Below are 19,670 nucleotides of genomic sequence, written 5' to 3'. Positions count from 1 at the left end.
GAATCAAGGCGCGATAATGGTTGGTTTTACTCCTGCGGTCAGGTTAAGTTTGGGCTTGGTGGTGCTTACAGTCTCCATCTTGATCCTTGCCCAAGCACTGGGTTTGACTCCCGGTGCCGAGCGGCAACAATTAGATGTACGCAAGCGCTTGACAGAAACTCTCGCCTCGCAGGTGGGGGTGGCAATCATGCGCGGCGATGAAATTTTGCTGCAATACTTGCTGGAATCTACCGTAGAGCGCAATCCGGAAATCGAGTCCGCCGGCGTCAGGCGCAATGATGGGATTATCGTTTCGCAAACCAAGCTGCACCCCAAAAAATGGGTGGGCGCTAAACCCTATGAATCCACCCCCACGCATGTGCGCTTCCCGATTATGATTAACGGGGCCAAGCGTGCCGAGTTTGAAATTACCTTCGAACCCTTAATGAGTGACCATCACCCGATTTTCGGTGTGCCCAGCTTTATATTGCTGGTGATTTTTGTATCGCTTAGCGGCTTTGTGGGTTTCTGGTATTACATCAAACGCGCGCTAAAACATTTGGATCCCAGTGCTGTAGTCCCTGCGCGGGTGCGCAATGCGTTGAATATTCTCGCGGAGGGTGTGTTAATTCTGGATCGGCGTGAACAGATTGTATTGGCGAATACCGTCATGATGGAGCACCTGGGGCGCACCGAACAAGCCATTATGGCCAAAAAAGCCAGCAATCTCGGCTGGTATTTAGATCCGAATCAAGAGGTGCGCGAATACCCCTGGCTCACTGCCATTAACACAGGTATTAAGCAAACCGGTGTGCGTGTACTCTTGCCGCAAGCTGATGACAACGACAAAATTTTTCATGTTAATGCGGTGCCAATCCTCGATGCTAAAGGCGCGAGCCAGGGCACTATTGCCGTGTTTGAAGATATCACCGAATTGGAAACCAAGAGCCGCTTGCTGGAAAGCATGATTCAACAATTGGCGGCGAGTCAGGTTGCGATCGAAGTTAAAAATAAAGAACTAACCTATTTGGCCACGCGTGATCCGCTGACCAACTGTTTCAACCGCCGTGCTTTGTACGAGCATCTCGACGGCAAGTTCGATGGTGCGCGTGCGTCTGATGCTGAATTCAGTTGCATCATGGCGGATATCGACTTTTTCAAAAAAGTAAACGATACCTACGGTCATGCGGCGGGTGACGAAGTGATCAAAATGGCAGCCAACAGTCTGCGTGAAGTGGTGCGCGATATGGATATGGTGGCGCGTTTTGGCGGCGAGGAGTTCTGTGTGATATTGCCGGGGGCACCGCTGGAGCAAGCGCAGATGATTGCGGAGCGCTGTCGCGAAAAAATTGAGGGTAAAGAAACTAACGGCATCAAGGTAACAGGCAGTTTTGGTGTTACATCGATGCGTATGGGTGCCACTACCGCAAGCCAGCTTATCCAGCAGGCTGATGAGGCGCTTTACTACTCCAAGCAGCACGGGCGCAATCAGGTCACTTGCTGGGCGCCGGGTATGGAAAGCCTTATCGCTGAGACTCAGCATTAGCATTTGTGCTTGATAAACATAAAGTTGCGCGCAAGACGACCAAAAAACCCGCTCATTTGCGGGTTTTTTGCTTCATTTCGTCCCAGAGTGATCTTGCCGGTGGTAAATCTGCCGCCAGTAATTACAATAGCCCTCGTTTATTTACTTACCGCTTTAGGTTATCAATCGGGAAATTCCATTGAAATCAGTGACTCCACAACGCCGCGCGCCCGCTTCTGAGCAAGCGTCCAATCTTCTCGTTCGTCTGTTAAAGGAGGGCGCATTGATTGGCTTGGGTGCAGTCTGTCTGTATTTGATGATTGCCATGGTCAGTTATGACGCGAATGATCCGGGCTGGTCTAAAACGGGTGAAAACAACATAGTACAAAATGCAGGTGGCCCTTTTGGTGCCTGGATTGCCGATGTGTTCTTCTCGCTATTTGGCTATCTTGCCTACTTATTTCCAGTGATGATCGCCTATCGCGCCTGGTTGGTGCTGAAAGATCGCACCCGCCAAGGCGGCATCGACTGGCTGTTTTTCGGTCTGCGCGCAGTGGGTTTGATATTGGTGATGGTGGCAGGTGCAGGCATTGCCGCTATGCATTACAGCGACGGCGCATCGGTGCTGCCTTATTCCAATGGTGGCTTGTTGGGCGCTGCGGTATCCGATGGTGTTTTCAACGCGTTTAATTACACCGGTGGCACGTTGCTATTGTTGACCATGTTTCTGGTCGGCATGACCATTTTTACCGATCTATCCTGGCTCAAGTTAGCGGAAGATATTGGTCGGTGGATCTCCCTTGGCGTTGCGCGCGCACTGGAGAAATGGCAAGTGTATCAACGCGAGCGGACTGAAAAACAAATCGCCGCCAAAGCTCAGGAACATCGCCGCGAAGTGGTGGTGCAGCACGCCAAAGTAGAGGCTAAGCGTCAGGCACCGGTGATTATCGAAGAGCCGGTTAAAAAGAAACCCGCGCCAAGCCCGCGCATCGAAAAAGAAAAACAGCCCTCGTTGTTTGAATCCCTGGAGCCAGCCGTAGGCACCTTGCCGCCGCTGAATTTGCTCGACCCTGCCGACAAACGCAGCGACAAGGGATACTCCAAAGAATCGCTGGAGGCCATGTCCAAACTGTTGGAGTTTAAACTCAAAGACTTCGGTATCGATATCGAAGTGGTGTCAGTTCAACCCGGTCCAGTCGTGACTCGTTTTGAAATCCAGCCAGCGCCCGGCATTAAAGCGAGCCGCATCACTGGCCTCGCCAAAGATCTCGCCCGTTCACTGGCGGTGGTATCGGTGCGGGTAGTGGAGGTTATCCCCGGTAAATCGGTAATGGGGATTGAAATCCCCAACGCACACCGCGAAATGGTGCGCTTGTCTGAGGTGATTTCATCTGAAATTTACGATAACGCCAAGTCTCCTTTAACCATGGCGCTGGGGCACGACATCTCCGGTGAGCCGATTGTGGCTGATCTCGCCAAAATGCCCCACTTGCTGGTGGCCGGTACTACCGGTTCCGGTAAGTCGGTGGGCGTTAACGTGATGTTGCTCAGCCTGCTGTACAAATCCACTCCCAAAGAAGTGCGCCTGATACTGGTAGACCCGAAAATGTTGGAACTTTCGGTTTATGAGGGTATTCCGCATTTGCTCACCCCGGTGATCACCGATATGAAAGACGCCTCCAATGGCTTGCGTTGGTGTGTGGGGGAGATGGAGCGCCGCTACAAACTGATGTCCGCAATGGGTGTGCGCAACCTCGCAGGTTTTAACCGCAAAGTGGAGGATGCCATCAAAGCCGGTGAACCGATCAAAGACCCGCTGTTTAAGCCGGAAGAGAATTTTGACCCGGGTGCAGAAGTAGCGACTGCGCCAGACTTGGCGGAATTGCCGTTTATTGTGGTAGTGATCGACGAATTTGCCGACATGATGATGATTGTCGACAAGAAAAAAGTAGAGCAGTTGATCGCCCGTATCGCGCAAAAGGCACGTGCTGCGGGAATCCATTTGATTCTCGCCACCCAGCGTCCGTCGGTGGATATTATCACCGGCCTGATCAAGGCCAACGTGCCGACCCGTATCGCCTTCCAGGTTTCCTCCAAAATCGACTCGCGCACGATTCTGGATCAGGGCGGGGCAGATCAATTGCTCGGTCACGGCGACATGTTGTATCTGCCGTCCGGCACCAGCGTGCCCATTCGTGTACACGGTGCGTTTGTTGATGACCACGAAGTTCACAAAGTGGTCGCCGACTGGAAAAAACGCGGTGCGCCGCAATATATCGACGGTATTACCGATGACGACAACAACTCCATTCCGGTTCCGGGTTTACCGAGCGAAGGCGGTGAAGATAGCGATGGCGAAACCGATGCGCTGTACGATGAAGCGGTCGCCTTTGTGATCGAATCGCGCAAAGCCTCTATCTCATCAGTGCAGCGTAAATTGCGCATCGGCTACAACCGCGCTGCGCGTTTGATCGAAACCATGGAGTCGGCAGGTGTAGTCTCCACCGCAGGCCATAACGGCAACCGCGAAGTATTGGTCGGTAGTGGACGGGATTAATGCACGCAATTAGGTAGGGTGGGTGGAGCCTAAGCGATACCCACCGAAAATCAGCAAAAAAATTTATCTCAGGTTCATCCACACCCGATAGGATCTAGGTGTCAGTCACTCACATTTATTTGGAAACTCTATGAACATCATTTCACGAATGATTACTGGCTTGTTGTTGCTCATGTCCGTCGCTGCTCATGCCGCCGATGATCAAGCTGCAGCGCAACTGCGTAAACAGCTCGATGCCATGAACACATTGCAAGGTGATTTTGTCCAAACCACCTACGACAAAAAAGGTGTTGAGCAAGAGTCCAGCAGCGGCAACTTTATGCTGATGCGCCCAGGCAAGTTTTATTGGAAAACGCTGGGTGATATGCCGCAGCTGTTGGTATCAAACAATAAAACTATCTGGTTGTATGATCCTGATTTGGAAACAGTGACTATTCGTGAATTTACTGAAGATTTGCGTCAAACCCCTGCGCTCTTATTGAGTGCGGATGTTGAGCAGTTGCGCAAACAATTTTCCGTGACACGCGATGCCAAAGTGACCTCTGCAGAAAAATATACGCTTACTCCAAAAGTGACCGAGGGCATGTTTCAGCATTTAACGCTGGTATTTAAGGCGAATCAGCTCACCGAGTTTGCGATTCAAGACAGCCTCGGCCAACTCACGCGCTGCGTATTAAGCAACGTGCAGCGCAACCAAACCCTGCCGGAAGAAAAGTTCTTTTTTCAGCCGCCGGAGGGTGTTGAAATCCTGAAAGATTAAGCGCGATGGATCTTTTTGGATGTTCTGCGCCCGCCTATCAACCGCTGGCGGCGCGCATGCGCCCGCGCAATCTCGACGATTATATCGGCCAAGAGCATCTGCTCAGCGCCGGTAAACCCCTGCGCGAAGCGATTGCGCGCGGTCAATTACATTCGATGATTTTGTGGGGGCCACCGGGTGTAGGTAAAACCTCACTGGCGAAATTATTTGCCGAGCAAGCGGATGCACGGTTTGAATCCTTGTCGGCGGTTTTATCAGGCGTAAAAGAAATTCGTGCCGCTGTTTCCAGCGCGCAACAAGAGCGAATTTCCAGTCGCCGCAAAACCATTTTGTTTGTCGATGAAGTGCACCGCTTTAACAAATCCCAGCAGGATGCGTTTCTCCCTTATGTGGAAGACGGCACTTTTATTTTTATCGGTGCGACCACCGAAAATCCCTCGTTTGAATTAAATAACGCATTGCTTTCGCGCTGCCGTGTTTATGTACTGCGCGGCCTGCAACCGGAGCAATTAAAAAACGTATTACAACAAGCGCTCGACGATAAAACCCGCGGCTTAGGCGAGCAAAATATTCGTATCGACGACGATACGCTCATGACGCTTGCACAAGCTGCCGATGGCGATGCGCGCAAAGCACTTAACCTGCTGGAAATTTCTGCCGACCTTGCCGATGAAGACGGCGATCACAAAGTCATCAATGAGCAGGTTATTGCTGAAGTACTGGCTTCTGATGTGCGCCGCTTTGATAAAGGTGGCGATATTTTCTACGAACAAATCTCGGCGTTGCATAAATCCGTGCGTGGCTCATCGCCCGACGGCGCTTTGTATTGGTTGGCCAGAATGCTCGATGGCGGTTGCGATCCGCTCTATATCGCCCGCCGCGTAGTGCGCATGGCCAGTGAAGATATAGGCAATGCCGACCCGCGTGCGCTGCCGCTGTGTCTGTCGGCGTGGGATGTACAAGAGCGTTTGGGCAGCCCGGAAGGGCAGTTGGCTATTGCCCAAGCGGTCGCCTATCTCGCCTGCGCACCCAAAAGTAATGCTGTGTATAATGCGTTCAATCAAGTCATGGCCGACGTGCGCAATCAACCGGCTTATGATGTTCCCGTGCATTTACGCAATGCCCCAACCAAGCTGATGAAAAGCATGGATTACGGAGCGGAATATCGCTACGCCCATGACGAGCCAGGCGCTTATGCCGCAGGTGAGAACTATTTGCCGGAAGACATTGCCCAAGCTTGCTATTACCAACCAGTCGAGCGTGGGCTGGAATTAAAAATTCAGGAAAAACTTGCACATCTGCGCGAGTTGGATAAACAAAGCAAAAAGAAACGCTACAAAAAATAAGTTGGGATATTTATGCAGTGGTTAGCAATCGCATTAGGTGGTGCGCTCGGCTCAGTGCTTAGATTCGCTGCTGTTGGATATTTAACGCCGCTGCTAAATTACCGTTTTCCGCTGGGTACTTTTGTAGTCAATATTGTAGGTTCTTTTTTGATTGGCATGGCCTATGTGCTGTTAGTTGAAAAAGCCACTGTGCCAGCCGAGTACCGGTTGTTTTTTATCACCGGATTATTGGGTGGGTTTACCACTTTTTCGGCGTTCTCGTTAGAGATTTTACAGTTGTGGCAAGAAGGGCATGTGTTTAATGCACTTATTTATGCCAGCAGCTCGGTGATTTTAGGTTTGCTAATGGCCTTTATTGGAATGGCCTTAACCCAAAAATTATTTTAGTTTTTATTATTCATATCCTTCAACTTTTAAATAGATAATTACTCATCATGTTAGATTCAAAATTACTCCGCACCGCTACCGAACAAGTTGCCCAGGGTTTGGCCAAACGTGGCTATGAATTAGATGTTGCCAAAATTCAAGCACTGGAAGAAACCCGCAAAGCAATTCAAATAAAAACCGAAAACTTGCAAAGCGAACGCAACTCTATTTCCAAAGGCATCGGCAAAGCCAAACAAGCGGGCGAAGATATAGCGCCCATGATGCAAGCCGTTGAAAACATCAAACAAGAATTGGCGACTGCAGAAGTAGAGTTGGCAAAAGTTCAAGCCGAGTGGGATGTATTTGTAAACGCGATTCCGAATGTGCCAGCAGACGAAGTTCCCAATGGCAAAAGCGAAGACGATAATGTTGAAGTGCGCACTTGGGGTACTCCACGTTCTTTCGATTTTCCCGTTGTTGACCACGTTGACCTGGGCGCAAATCTCGCTGGATTGGATTTTGAAACTGGCACCAAAATTACCGGAACTCGTTTTGCGGTATTGCGCGGCGGTGTAGCGCGGCTGCATCGCGCACTGGCGCAATTCATGTTGGACACTCACATCAATCAACATGGTTATGAAGAAGTGAACGTGCCTTTTATCGTCAATCGCGATTCGCTTTTTGGCACGGGTCAGCTGCCAAAATTTGAAGAGGATTTATTTAAGCTGACTGATGACCGCGAATTTTATTTGATTCCCACCGCCGAAGTGCCGGTTACCAATATCTACCGCGATGAAATTATTGATGAGTCACAATTGCCTATTAAATTGGTATGTCACTCACCTTGCTTCCGTTCCGAAGCAGGCAGTTATGGTCGCGATACGCGCGGCATGATTCGCCAGCATCAATTTGAAAAAGTGGAGCTGGTTAAATTTGTTCGCCCGGAAGAATCCGATGCGGCCTTAGAAGAATTGGTTGGCCACGCCGAAACGATTTTGCAAAAACTGGGCTTGCCGCATCGCACGGTAATTTTGTGTGGCGGCGATATTGGCTTCTCCTCTGCCAAAACCTACGACATCGAAGTATGGGTGCCGTCACAAGGTAAATACCGCGAAATTTCTTCGTGCAGCAGCTTCCGCGACTTCCAGGCCCGCCGCATGATGGCGCGCTACCGCAACAAAGAAACCGGCAAACCTGAATTGCTGCACACCCTCAACGGTTCCGGTTTAGCCATTGGTCGCACCTTGCTCGCGGTGATGGAAAACTACCAACAAGCCGACGGCAGCATAATTATTCCAGAAGTATTGCGCCCCTACATGGGCGGCACCGAAGTATTAACGCCAGCGCAAAAGTAATTGCAATATTCACTCATGTGAATCGTAGGGTGGGTGGAGCGCAAGCGATACCCACCTTTTTTATGTTGAATTACTGATTGATGTCGATGCAAAAGGTAGCGGCCTCAGTACTCACATTCATTGCCTTGTTTCCCGCCAATAAGTTACTATGTACGGAAACCCCGTACGTTATAGGTGCCATATGGAAACGGTAAGTGTTAATCGCTTTCGCGATAATCTGAAAGTGTTGGTGGAAGATGTCATCGACAATCACGCCCCCTTAAAAGTCACCCGCCGCGCTGGTGAGGATTTTGTGGTGGTGAGTGCCGCTGACTGGGAGCGCGAGCAGGAAACCCTGCATGTGCTGCAATCCAGCGACCTGATGCAGCAAATTGCCAAATCGATGAAAACCCATGCAAAAGGCTCTGGCTATCAACCCACGGAAAGGGAACTCGATGAAATCACTGGTATTTGAAGGCGAAACTTGGGCGGCCTATGAAACTATGCGTGAGCGCGACAAAGCGCTGCATAAAGCCCTGTGTAAGGTACTGAAAGAATTACTGCGCGCTAAAGATCTAACCAAAGGAATCGGTAAACCCGAAGCGCTTAAGCACAATCTCTCCGGTTTTTGGTCGCGACGTATTTCGCACAAAGATCGTCTCATTTATAAATTTGATGACCACGCGATTTATATTTTTGCCATCGGTGGGCATTATGATCAGTAGATATAGTTATGGATTATTTCCCCGTCTTTCTCGATTTAAAAAAACGCCGCTGCCTGCTAGTCGGCGGTGGTGAGGTTGCTACCCGCAAAGGGCGTATGCTCGCAAAAGCGGGTGCGGTGTTGCGGGTGGTTGCGCCAGAAGTTTCCAGTGAATTGCGTGAGTTAATTGCCAGTTCCGGTGGTGAATTTTTTGCGCGCGAGTATCAAACAAGTGATTTGCAGAACTGTGTATTGGCTATCGCAGCGACGGATATTGAATCGATTAATGAAAAAATTTCTGCTGATGCGCAAGCCTTAAATCTGCCCGTCAATGTGGTTGATACACCTGCGCTTTGTACTTATATCACGCCAGCAATTATTGATCGCTCACCCTTGGTTATTGCGGTATCGAGTGGCGGTGAAGCGCCGGTGCTTGCGCGTTTAGTGCGGGCAAAATTAGAAACTTTAATTCCCGCGAGTTACGGCAAGCTTGCGCAAATCGCTAGCCAATGGCGCGATAGAATTAAAGCGCGTTTTACCGATGGCGACAGCCGGCGCAAATTTTGGGAAAAAATTCTGCAAGGTCCTGCAGCAGAGTTGATGATGAATGGGCAGGAAACTGCTGCAAATGACTTTATCGCAAATGAGTTGGCGGCAGATCAGGCTGAATTAACGCAAGGCGAAGTGTATTTGGTTGGCGGCGGCCCAGGCGATCCAGAATTATTAACCTTGCGTGCATTGCGTTTAATGCAGCAAGCCGATGTAGTGCTTTACGATCGTTTAGTTTCCGATGGGGTGATGGAGTTAGTGCGCCGCGATGCCGAGCGTATTTATGTTGGCAAACGCCGCAGTGAACACGCTATGGAGCAGGAAAATATCAACCAGCTATTGGTTGATTTGGCCAAGCAGGGCAAACGTGTTTTGCGCTTAAAAGGCGGCGATCCGTTTATTTTTGGTCGCGGGGGCGAAGAGATCGAACTGCTTGCGCAAAATCATATTCCGTTTCAAGTTGTACCGGGTATCACCGCTGCTTCGGGTTGCGCCGCTTATGCGGGCATTCCTTTAACCCATCGCGATTATGCCCAATCAGTGCGTTTTGTAACGGGTCATTTGAAGTCGGACGATACCAATCTCCAATGGCCGGAATTGGCCAATCCCACCCAAACATTGGTGTTTTATATGGGGCTGGTCGGCTTGAGAGAAATCTGTGAGTCCTTGATTGCGCACGGTCGCACTGCCAGCACGCCAGTAGCCTTAATTGAAAAGGGAACGACTCAGGAGCAGCGGGTACTAATTTCAGATTTGAATTCGATTGCCGATGTGGTTGCGCAAAATGATGTTCATGCGCCCACGCTATTCATCGTGGGTGATGTGGTCAAACTGCACAACACGTTAAAGTGGTTTAAAGCCGATAGCTAATATTGTACAAAATGTGGTCTGTGCGTCAGAAATGTGTTGAAGGTGGTTTTAAGGTTAAAGGAATTCAATGTTTTGCCGATAAATTGACTGTGATGTAATTATTTAGGTGCAACAGGAATCTCTATGGTTTATCTTGGCCCCATACAACCCCGACCGGTATCGGTAAAGGTGCCCAGCCGCCCATCTGCAACTACGGCGGTTAGCGCCTATGCTAATGAGCAGCAGAAGAACCAGCGGTCAGCCGGGCTTGAAGGAGTTATGCCGCCCGGCGGCGTGGAGCGCCGTAAAAAACAAGATCGCCGCAATAAATCTGCCGCCCCCATATTAGAAACTCGCGCGGGAAAAGACCGGCGCAAATCCCCGCAGCCTAGTATTAGTATTTCGATTTAATTTTTTCCGTGATATTAAACAGGTGTTGAAACTGAGCTGCGTATTTGCACCGGAACAGATTTAAACGCGGGCGTTTTGCTGCGTGGGTCATGGGTAGTCGCAATCAACACATTGGCTTCCGGGTAATAGGCCATTGCATTGCCGCGCGGTAAATCAAACGCAAATACTGTTACTGCTTTCATCTCGCCTTGTGGCGATTGAATATCCACACAATCACCCGCCGCAATTCCCAGTGCATCAATATCAGCCTGATTCATCAAAATCGACCAGCGTGTATTGGTGCCGCGATAGGAATCACTCTCTTCATAAATAATCGAATTAAATTGTCCTTCGCTGCGAATACTGGCCAATAAAAAAGGATGTTCGTTAGTCGTGGTTGGCGCAGGCAGTGGATTGGTTTGAAATTGCGCTTTACCATTTTCGGTTTTAAATACAGGTGAATCCAATAAACGATCTTTGATCGTAAATTCCTGTTTGGTTTGCGCTATATCTTTTAATTCACTCAAGCCGGGAATAGTGGCTGCAATAGCAGCGCGAATCGAATCGTGTTGTTTCAATTGATTAAAATCGAGCGGGCAATTGGGTAATAAACGTCTGCCCAACTCACACAAAATTTCTACTTCGGGTTTTACATTGTGCAAACGGTCAATGCCGCCATCGCTCAAGCGCACATAATTAAACATGGATTCTTGTGTAGTAGGTTGCCATTCTTCATCGCGCGCGGTGACGGGTAAAATTAACGCTTCGCTAGTTTCCATGCCGGTGATATGGCCAGCGTTTAAGGTTGTTGTTAAATAAACTTTGAAGTTAATTTTATCCAGCGCTGCTTGTGCCCACTTGCTATTGGGTGTGGCGGAAAATAAATTACCACCCATGATCAATGCGGCGCCGATTTTTCCTGCGTGTGCCGCCTCTAAACAGGCGAGGGTATCCATCCCTTTGCTGCGCGGTAGCTGCACATTCAAGTGCTGTTCAAGCTGCTGTAATACATCCTCCGCTAAAATAGGTTTTACCCCAACGGTACCAATACCTTGCACATTGCTATGGCCGCGCAGTGGCAATAAACCTGCAGCCGGTTTGCCGAGCATGCCACGCAATAAGGCTAAATTAGCAATAGCTTCGACATTTTCCACTCCGTGTAAATGGTGGGTAATACCCATGCCCCAAGCAAAAATAGCTTTGTCTGCGCGCGCATAAGCATCGGCCAGCGCAATTATTTTTTCTTTTTCAATACCACAGGCGTTAACCAGCGTTGGCCAGGTGGTATGTTCAATATCGTGTTTAAACGTTTCAAATTCGTTGGTGTGTTGCGCGATATAATTTGTCGCAATTTGATGTTTTTCTAATAGCGCTTTAGCGATGCCTTTGAATAAAGCCAGATCACTGCCAATTTTTGGTTGCACATATTCCGATGCAATCCAGCTGCCGCCGCTGAGCATAGACTTGGCGCTTTTCGGTACGGCAAAGCGCACCAGCCCAGGTTCTTTTGCTGGATTAATCACAATCACTTGCCCGCCGCACTCACGGCAATTTTTTAGTTGATGTACAAAACGTGGGTGATTGGATGAGGGGTTTGCACCTATCACAAAAATACAATCGCAATTGCCAACATCCTCTAATGAAACTGTCGCGGTGCCAGTGCCTATCACATTGGATAAACCAACACCGGTCGCTTGATGGCAGTAGTAGGAGCAGTTGTTGACATTGTTGGTGCCATACAATCGGGCGAGCAATTGCAACACAAAACCGGCTTCATTTGATGAGCGACCAGAGGAATAGAAAAAGCTGCGCTCGGGATTGGTTGCAGTAAATGCGCGAGCCATTTTATCCAATGCAAATTCCCAGCTGACGGGCGAATATTTATTGCCCTCGGCTGATTTAAACAGCGGATTGTTTAACCGCCCGAGGTGCTCTAACTCATAGGCGCTGAGCTGTTTAAAATCGTCGAGCGTGTGATTGAATAAATCCGTTGGAATAGGCTGTTGAATGTCGGTTGACTGCGCTTGAATACTTTTATTGCACACCGAAGGAAATTCATCTTTTTCATTTGTCATGCCGCCGCGCTGACCACCCATACCCAAACCGCAGGCTTTACAGGCATTTTTGCTATTGAGCGCCTTAGCCGAATTGAGCAGGCCGATGCGCGCAACGGTTTTTAAGGTGTAGAGAACTTTTTTAGGACCACCGCCAACAATAGTAATGGGTTCGGTGGGAGTAGATTCTTTTATAGACATAGCGTTTAACCAGACAGCAATACAATAACAAGAGGTTAGGGGGGATTCTGTGGTATTGCAATACGTTAAATGGCCCGCTTTCTTGTAGAATCTCGCAATGTGAAATAAAAATTGCCGGATGCGTACCATGCCCCATATTTTAATTCTGGAAGATGAACCGTCGATTGCCGAAAGCCTGATTTTTGTATTGCAAACGGAAAGTTTTAGCACACATTGGGAAACCTTAGCCTCCAAAGCGCTTGCCTATATCAAAACACAACAGGTGGATATGGTAATTATGGATGTGGGCTTACCGGATATGACGGGTTTTGAAGCCTGCAAACAACTGCGTAAATTTTCTGAAGTGCCGGTAATGTTTTTAACTGCCCGTACCGATGAGTTGGATCGGGTAGTTGGCTTGGAAATTGGTGCAGATGATTATGTAGTAAAACCCTTTAGTCCGCGTGAAGTGGCGGCGCGGGTAAAGGCAATTTTAAAGCGTATGCGACCAATGATTGCGGCGAGTGACTTAACCACTAATGAACTAGTGTCAGCAGCAACGCAGCGGGAATTTGTAATCGATCTAGAGCGAAAAACAATTCATTATCAACAGCAATTATTGCAGCTAACTCGTTTCGAGTTTTGTTTGTTGCAAGCATTAGTTGAGCAGCCGGGGCGAGTATTGAGCCGCGATCAGTTATTGACTGCCGTGGGAGTGGCCGCAGATGCCGGTTATGACCGTAGTATTGATGGCCATATTAAAACCTTGCGAGCGAAGTTGCGCGCGGTGAATGCAGTGGCCGACCCCATTAAAACCCAGCGCGGTTTTGGTTATTGCTATCAGCCGGAAGCATAATAATGTCTTTGAGCTTACGTATATTTATTATTTACATGCTATTTGTTGCACTCTGCAGTTATTTTGTGTTGCGCACGGTAATGGAAGAAATTCGCCCCGGTGTGCGTCAATCAACGGAAGAGACATTAGTCGATACCGCTAATCTACTCGCTGAGTTTTTGCGCGAGCCCATGCTCAATAAAAAAATTAATAGCGAATTTTATGCCGATATCTTTCGCGCATATGGTCAGCGCACGCCTAATGCCAGTATCTGGGGTGTGAATAAGTTCGCAGTAAACCACCGTATTTACGTGACTGATAAACACGGTATTGTATTACTCGACTCAAAAAATGTTGCGGTAGGGCAAAATTATTCGCAGTGGAATGATGTGCATTTGACGCTACAAGGGAAGTACGGTGCACGCTCCTCTCACGAGATGGAGGGCGATGAAAGCTCCAGTATTATGTATGTGGCAGCACCGATAAAAAATGGCGATGAAATTATCGGTGTGGTATCGGTCGCCAAACCTAATCGCAGTGTGCAGCCGTTTATTGATCGTACCCAACGGCGTTTGAGCATATTAGGCGGCGGCTTAATATTATTGGGTTTATTGAGTGGTGCGTTTTTTTCCTGGTGGTTGAGCCGTGAGTTGCGCAAGCTGCGTGAATATGCGGTAAATGTCAGCCAGGGAGAGCGCGCGATCATTCCCGAAAGTAAAATCGCCAGTGGTGAGTTGCGTCAGCTTGCACAAGCATTGGAATCTATGCGTACGGAATTAGATGGTAAAGCCTATATTGAGCGCTATGTGCAAACACTTGCCCATGAATTAAAAAGCCCGCTTGCGGGTATTCGTGCCGCCACTGAATTGTTGCAATCACCGCTGCTAGATGCACCAGAACATAATGAGCAACGGCAGCGCTTTATTAATAATATCGACAGCGAAAGCCTGCGCTTACAGCAGCTGATTGAGCGTTTATTAAACTTGGCCTTAGTTGAGCAGCAGCAAACCTTGCACAATCCGAAACCGGTCGATCTTAATGTTGTGTTGGATGAGTTGCTCGCAAGCCAAATGGCGCGTATCACCCAAAAGGAGATACAAATTAAGAAAGAATACGTGGGGGATGCGAAAGTAAATGGGGAATTATTTTTGTTGCGCCAAGCGATAAATAATCTGCTGGATAATGCACTCGATTTTACTCCGCAAGCCGGCGTTATTTTCCTGTCTACCCGCACAGAATATGATCGTCTGCTATTGGTAATAACCAATCAAGGCGAACCTATTCCCGATTTTGCATTTGCGCGTTTAACCGAGCGTTTTTTCTCTTTGCCGCGTCCGTTCAGTGGTAAAAAAAGCACGGGGTTAGGGTTAAACTTTGTTCAGGAAGTGGCCGCATTGCACCGTGCTGAATTGCAATTATCTAATACACCTGTAGGTGTTGCAGCGCTCTTGAATCTTCCCAAGGCGTAAGTCTCTCATCAATATAGACTTTCTCCGGTATTTGCGGGAGTACAATTATTTACATCTTCACTCTGCGCAAAAAAATAAGCTCCGCTTTCTGATTCAGCTATCGCTTGAATTAATCCCTTCTGTAATACAAGAGTGAAACTGATAATGTCTTTCATAAAATTCGTTGTGTCTGTCCTGTTGATATTCCCCCTCTTAGCCTGCAAAGATGTACTTGATAAACCGCTGGCTGGGATGGATGCGCCGTCCTCGCTAGAGCAACTTGATGGCAGTTGGCTCGCTGAAGTTGGCGGTGCGCGACTGGACATTTTCAGTGCCAACAAAACGGGTTGGCATAGCTTTAAGTATCAGGAGCAAAATAGGCAAGCAGAGGGGCGATTTGTGGTTTCTTATTTTAAACGCAAGCGCGTGCTAAATATCGATTTGGCCAGTGTGACGGTAAATGGTACACCTATTGTTATTGGCTCTACTTCAGCATTTCTGATGGTCGATGCGGCGGTTGACGATGAACAATTGCTACTGACACCTGCGGATATGGACAAATTTGAGAAACATTTTGCGCAGTATTTTTTTGCTTCGCCAATTCAAGCAGAGGCATTGTGCCAAAAAGATAACGAGCTATGCACCTCCACTTTTTCCTCAGGCAATGTATTAATATCCAAACGTTTGCGAAAGTTTAATGATGAATTAATTAAAAAATATCGCACTGTATTTCCCTACAAAAAACAACTTGTCTTCAATGTAATGGGGGTTTCGTCTGAGTAGTAGTTAAGTTGGGAATGTATTGAATCATACCTTTTGTGGTCATGCCCGCGAACGCGGGTATCTATTGCTGCATCAAAACTCCACATAAACTCCATATTTCACACACAAGCCACACATCATTGGGGCGCATGATTTCTCCTACGTTAACCTTCAGGAGAAACCCATGAAACGCCCTCTACTATTTAAATTTCTTGCGATTGGCGCATTGATTTTATTGCTGTTGATACCGCTGGGTATGATCGGCAACTCAATTGATGAGCGCCGTGCTTATAGTGAGCAAGTGGTGCGCGATATCGCCAGTAGTTCGAGCCACAGTCAAACGTTGGTTGGGCCTGTACTCGTAGTACCTTATACAAAAATTGAACGCACCTGGACAGTGAACGAGCAAAAAGAACGCGTAATGGAAGAACGTAGAGTCACCGGAAAATTGCATTTTTTACCGGATCTCTTTCGTGTCAATGGCGAGGTAACTACTGAGTTGCGTAAGTTGGGTATCTATTCTGCGCGTCTCTATCATGCAGATGCTACGGTAGATGGGAATTTTGTCGTGCCGGTAAATTACGGTATTAAACAAAATTTAGCCGATTACACATTCTTAAAGCCTTATGTGTCGGTCGGTGTTAGTGATATTCGTGGCATCAAGAATTCGTTGCAGCTGCAATTGAATAATCAATTTTACGAGTTTGAACCAGGGTCAGAACTTAAAATTCTAGGCGATGGTGTACATGCCGGGTTTCCGTTAAATGTGTTAAATCTGGTGGGTGATCAGCCGCAAAAACTCAATTTTTCGTTTAAATTGTTGTTGGACGGTACGGAGCAATTGCATTTTTCTCCCATCGGAAAAGAAACGCATGTGGCGCTACATTCTGATTGGCCTCACCCACGATTTATGGGCAACTTTTTACCCGTAGAGCGCAGTGTGACGGATGCCGGCTTTTCCGCTCGCTGGCAAACATCCTACTTCGCAACTAATTTTTCTGAATACTTTTTTACTTGTGTGCGTAGCAATCAATGCGACCAATACCAAGAGCGTCAGTTTGGTGTGGGGTTAATTGATCCAGTTAATCAGTATGTGAAAAGTGATCGTGCTATTAAATATGCGCTGTTATTTATCGCCTTAACCTTTGCTAGTTTCTTTTTGTTTGAGGTGTTGAAGCGGTTGCAAGTTCACCCGGTGCAATATGGTCTGGTGGGTATGGCATTGGCATTTTTCTATTTATTGTTGTTGTCGCTTGCCGAGCATATAGGTTTTGCCTTGGCTTATCTAATTTCTGCAATTGCCTGCGTGTTGTTGATTGGCTTTTATGTGTCGCACGTATTGCAAAGCATTGGGCGTGGTATTGGCTTTACAGCCGGCCTTAGCTTCTTATATGCATTGCTGTATGGCTTATTAAGTGCGGAAGATTACGCATTGCTGATGGGTTCACTGTTACTGTTTGTGTTGCTCGGTGTCTTTATGATGCTCACACGCAAAGTGGATTGGTATGCCTTGGGGGCGGGTAAAACAGATTGTGTGAAGGAGTGAAACAGTAATGAGCACATTTGCTTCAATTCTGATTTTAATGATTCTTTGTGCAGTAGGAATTTTGGCTTTCTATTGGTTGTGGAATTATAAAAAAAGTGGGCTTGTTGTTTTGCTAGGGGTTTTTATGTGCGGTTCTCTTGAGGCTCATTCAATTATTTATCCGCAACAAAATTTGAAAGAGAAGTATGCCAAATTGATTGGTTAATGGTTAATGGTTGATCTAGGAAGGGGGCACGTTAGTGCCTCCCTTTTTTCAGCATTTTATTTCAAAATGCCTTCAATTTTTGCCAATTCATCCGCACTGAACTCAAGGTTATTGAGTGCTGCTACCGAGTCGTCAATTTGCGCTGGGCGGCTGGCGCCGATCAGGCAGGTGGTGACTACCGGGTTGCGTAGCGTCCAAGCAATTGCCATCTGTGCCAGCGATTGATTGCGTGATTCGGCAATCGCATTTAACGCCTGCACTTTTTTAAGCTTTTCCGGGGTGATGTCTTTATCGCCTAGGTAGATTTGTTCGCTGCGTCCTGCGCGGGAATCTACCGGAATACCGTTTAGATATTTATTCGTCAGTACACCTTGCGCTAGCGGTGAGAAAACAATGGAACCTACACCTTCGGTTTTTAATACATCGGTCAGGCCTTTTTCAATCCAGCGATCAAACATGTTGTAACGCGGTTGGTGAATTAATAATGGCGTGCCCAGCTCGCGCAAAATGCGCACCGCTTCTTGTGTTTGTGCCGGTTGATAATTGGAAATTCCCACATAGAGTGCGCGGCCGGAGCGAACGATAAAATCCAGTGCTTGCATGGTTTCTTCCAGCGGTGTTTCCGGGTCCATGCAGTGGTGATAAAAAATATCAAAATAATCGAGGCCGGTGCGTTTTAAACTTTGGTCGCAACTGCTCACTAAATATTTGCGTGAGCCGCCAATGCCGTAGGGGCCTGGCCACATATCGTAACCAGCTTTGCTGGAGATAATTAATTCATCGCGGTAGTGAGCAAAATCCTGTTTGTAAATATTGCCGAAGGTGGATTCCGCAGAGCCAAAATTGGGGCCGTAATTATTGGCTAAATCAAAATGGGTGATACCCAAATCAAATGCGCGACGCAGCATCGCTCGGGCATTGGCTTGTGAATCAACTGCACCGAAGTTTTGCCATAAGCCCAATGACAGGCGCGATAAACGCAGACCACTTTTTCCGCAGCGCTGGAATTTCATGGTTTTGTAGCGATCAGGATGGGCGACATAAAGCGGATTGGGTTCGTGGGTTATCATTTTTTATCCTGCAGTGTAGTGAATGTAGATCTTACCGAAGGGGCGCATTTTACCTGAAAAGACTCAAAGACAAGCCTGGCTGAGTGTAAAGAAAAGTAGCTGCCTAAACGCGAAAATCCCCGGCAATTTATCTGGCGGGGATTTTCGTTTTAGTGTTTGTCGTGCTTTTTACCGTTTCCTTTTTTGCCTTTGCCATCGGATTTTTTATGATCGTTATCTTGATGGTGTTCGCGTTGATAGCTTTCTTCATATTCGATTGATTTTACGAAATATACTGGTCGCTCGCATGCATGATATTTATGGCAATGTTTACCCCAATTTTTTGCATGGCCAGGCGGCACATGCAAATAAACGGGCTGGTATTGGGAATAGCGAGAGTTTTTCACGATCACCATAGGTTGCGGATAGTAAATGGCTGGATGTGAATCTTTGCCTAATTCAACCCTGCCATAGACGCCGGGTGCTACCTCACCTTCCAAAACGACGTTGATGCCTAGGTCGTCCGCTTGTGCTGGCATATGCGTTAACACGACGACACACATCAATAGGTTTGCAATTTGTTTGTTCATAATAGGTACCTCTGTTGGTGATAACTGGATCAGCATAGCGTGCTGGTATGAATGGTTCAGTGCGCCAGTGCATGTAATGCAACTTCTTGCGCCATCGCTGTGTTAACGGGTTGCGTAACTTGCGACTAATATCCCCCAAATAACCAGCATACAAATATTGCCCAGCATATAAGCGCGCAGGCGATGGATAACATTGTTGCTGTGCAGATGGATCCAGCTATGAGCGATACGCGCCAAGACAAAAATCCACGCGGTGATAATCATTGCTGGCGGTTGTATGCCGAGGGCAATGGCAGTAGCGCCGGCAGCGTAAAACAGCACCGGCACTTCAAACAAATTGCTGTAATTGCGTGCTGCTTGAGCGATGGCGTCGGGCATTTCACCGCTGTTAAGGCGAAATTGGCTGAGCCGAATATCGCCGGCTTTAACGGCTTTAACCCGTAAGCGAAACAGATGAATAGCGACCGCACAGGTCACCAAGACCATGGCAAACATTGGGTAGAGCATAGGAGTATCCTTAATTAGGTGTTATCAGTTGGGTTTCACTATAGCTCAAGAACAGGGTGATTCCGCAGTTGCATATGCCATCTAATCGCCATAGGGGACATTCGCGGATTCAGACACTATAATGGCCGCCTTTATT

Annotated in this window: 19 protein-coding genes; 15 read left to right on the top strand and 4 right to left on the bottom strand. The window is 47.8% G+C overall.

Annotation, left to right across the window (positions count from 1 at the left end; genetic code table 11):
- The first annotated feature begins 16 nt into the window (after positions 1 to 16).
- From AC2CG4_RS10285 to AC2CG4_RS10240, 10 genes are all read left to right on the top strand, one after another.
- Positions 17 to 1,525: a sensor domain-containing diguanylate cyclase gene (locus AC2CG4_RS10285; RefSeq protein WP_484486170.1), complete on the top strand. Its 1,509-nt coding sequence runs from the start codon at positions 17 to 19 to the stop codon at positions 1,523 to 1,525.
- Positions 1,526 to 1,703: 178 nt separating this feature from the next.
- Positions 1,704 to 4,061: a DNA translocase FtsK gene (locus AC2CG4_RS10280; RefSeq protein WP_484486169.1), complete on the top strand. Its 2,358-nt coding sequence runs from the start codon at positions 1,704 to 1,706 to the stop codon at positions 4,059 to 4,061.
- 130 nt (positions 4,062 to 4,191) lie between these two features.
- A complete protein-coding gene (gene lolA, locus AC2CG4_RS10275) occupies positions 4,192 to 4,821 on the top strand; it encodes an outer membrane lipoprotein periplasmic chaperone LolA (protein ID WP_484486168.1) in 630 nt (209 codons plus the stop codon).
- Between the two features lie 5 nt (positions 4,822 to 4,826).
- Positions 4,827 to 6,167: a replication-associated recombination protein A gene (locus tag AC2CG4_RS10270; RefSeq protein ID WP_484486167.1), complete on the top strand. Its 1,341-nt coding sequence runs from the start codon at positions 4,827 to 4,829 to the stop codon at positions 6,165 to 6,167.
- Positions 6,168 to 6,179: 12 nt separating this feature from the next.
- The gene (crcB, locus tag AC2CG4_RS10265; RefSeq protein WP_484486166.1) at positions 6,180 to 6,554 is read left to right on the top strand and encodes a fluoride efflux transporter CrcB; all 375 of its coding nucleotides are present in this window, start codon (positions 6,180 to 6,182) and stop codon (positions 6,552 to 6,554) included.
- 47 nt (positions 6,555 to 6,601) lie between these two features.
- Positions 6,602 to 7,888, top strand: a complete 1,287-nt coding sequence (gene serS / locus AC2CG4_RS10260) for a serine--tRNA ligase (protein ID WP_484486165.1) — start codon at positions 6,602 to 6,604, stop codon at positions 7,886 to 7,888.
- 181 nt (positions 7,889 to 8,069) lie between these two features.
- Positions 8,070 to 8,342, top strand: a complete 273-nt coding sequence (locus tag AC2CG4_RS10255) for a type II toxin-antitoxin system Phd/YefM family antitoxin (protein ID WP_484486164.1) — start codon at positions 8,070 to 8,072, stop codon at positions 8,340 to 8,342.
- Entirely contained in the window at positions 8,323 to 8,592 is a 270-nt protein-coding gene (locus AC2CG4_RS10250; protein WP_484486163.1) for a Txe/YoeB family addiction module toxin, read from the top strand. Before AC2CG4_RS10255 ends, AC2CG4_RS10250 begins: the two co-directional genes overlap by 20 nt.
- A gap of 8 nt (positions 8,593 to 8,600) precedes the next feature.
- A complete protein-coding gene (gene cysG, locus AC2CG4_RS10245; protein ID WP_484486162.1) occupies positions 8,601 to 9,989 on the top strand; it encodes a siroheme synthase CysG in 1,389 nt (462 codons plus the stop codon).
- Positions 9,990 to 10,112: 123 nt separating this feature from the next.
- Positions 10,113 to 10,379 (top strand): hypothetical protein, encoded by a 267-nt coding sequence (locus tag AC2CG4_RS10240; protein ID WP_484486161.1) that lies wholly within the window; start codon positions 10,113 to 10,115, stop codon positions 10,377 to 10,379.
- A gap of 14 nt (positions 10,380 to 10,393) precedes the next feature.
- Here the strand turns inward: AC2CG4_RS10240 and AC2CG4_RS10235 are convergent, their stop codons facing one another.
- Complete coding sequence (locus AC2CG4_RS10235; protein WP_484486160.1) at positions 10,394 to 12,613, bottom strand: FdhF/YdeP family oxidoreductase; 2,220 nt, start codon at positions 12,611 to 12,613, stop codon at positions 10,394 to 10,396.
- Positions 12,614 to 12,740: 127 nt separating this feature from the next.
- On the opposite strand from AC2CG4_RS10235, the gene creB reads away from it, so the two are divergent.
- From creB to AC2CG4_RS10210, 5 genes are all read left to right on the top strand, one after another.
- Entirely contained in the window at positions 12,741 to 13,448 is a 708-nt protein-coding gene (gene creB / locus AC2CG4_RS10230; protein ID WP_484486159.1) for a two-component system response regulator CreB, read from the top strand.
- Between the two features lie 2 nt (positions 13,449 to 13,450).
- Positions 13,451 to 14,896, top strand: coding sequence for a two-component system sensor histidine kinase CreC (creC, locus tag AC2CG4_RS10225; protein WP_484486158.1), 1,446 nt, complete (start codon positions 13,451 to 13,453; stop codon positions 14,894 to 14,896).
- Between the two features lie 144 nt (positions 14,897 to 15,040).
- A complete protein-coding gene (locus AC2CG4_RS10220; protein WP_484486157.1) occupies positions 15,041 to 15,658 on the top strand; it encodes a hypothetical protein in 618 nt (205 codons plus the stop codon).
- Positions 15,659 to 15,821: 163 nt separating this feature from the next.
- On the top strand, positions 15,822 to 17,183 hold the full coding sequence (gene creD / locus AC2CG4_RS10215; RefSeq protein WP_484486156.1) for a cell envelope integrity protein CreD: 1,362 nt from the start codon (positions 15,822 to 15,824) through the stop codon (positions 17,181 to 17,183).
- Positions 17,184 to 17,190: 7 nt separating this feature from the next.
- Positions 17,191 to 17,388 carry a hypothetical protein gene (locus tag AC2CG4_RS10210; protein ID WP_484486155.1) on the top strand — a complete coding sequence of 66 codons (198 nt, stop codon included), beginning with the start codon at positions 17,191 to 17,193 and terminating at the stop codon, positions 17,386 to 17,388.
- 56 nt (positions 17,389 to 17,444) lie between these two features.
- Here AC2CG4_RS10210 and mgrA read toward each other — a convergent pair whose 3' ends face one another.
- The 3 genes from mgrA to AC2CG4_RS10195 all read right to left on the bottom strand — a co-directional run bounded on the left by mgrA (position 17,445) and on the right by AC2CG4_RS10195 (position 19,534).
- On the bottom strand, positions 17,445 to 18,458 hold the full coding sequence (gene mgrA / locus AC2CG4_RS10205) for an L-glyceraldehyde 3-phosphate reductase (protein ID WP_484486154.1): 1,014 nt from the start codon (positions 18,456 to 18,458) through the stop codon (positions 17,445 to 17,447).
- A 149-nt stretch (positions 18,459 to 18,607) separates the two neighbouring features.
- Positions 18,608 to 19,027, bottom strand: coding sequence for a hypothetical protein (locus AC2CG4_RS10200; protein ID WP_484486153.1), 420 nt, complete (start codon positions 19,025 to 19,027; stop codon positions 18,608 to 18,610).
- 102 nt (positions 19,028 to 19,129) lie between these two features.
- Positions 19,130 to 19,534 carry an MAPEG family protein gene (locus AC2CG4_RS10195; protein ID WP_484486152.1) on the bottom strand — a complete coding sequence of 135 codons (405 nt, stop codon included), beginning with the start codon at positions 19,532 to 19,534 and terminating at the stop codon, positions 19,130 to 19,132.
- Positions 19,535 to 19,670 lie beyond the last annotated feature (136 nt).

Source organism: Cellvibrio sp. ATLC23, assembly GCF_057196725.1.
This window is presented reverse-complemented; position numbering and strand designations above follow the sequence as displayed.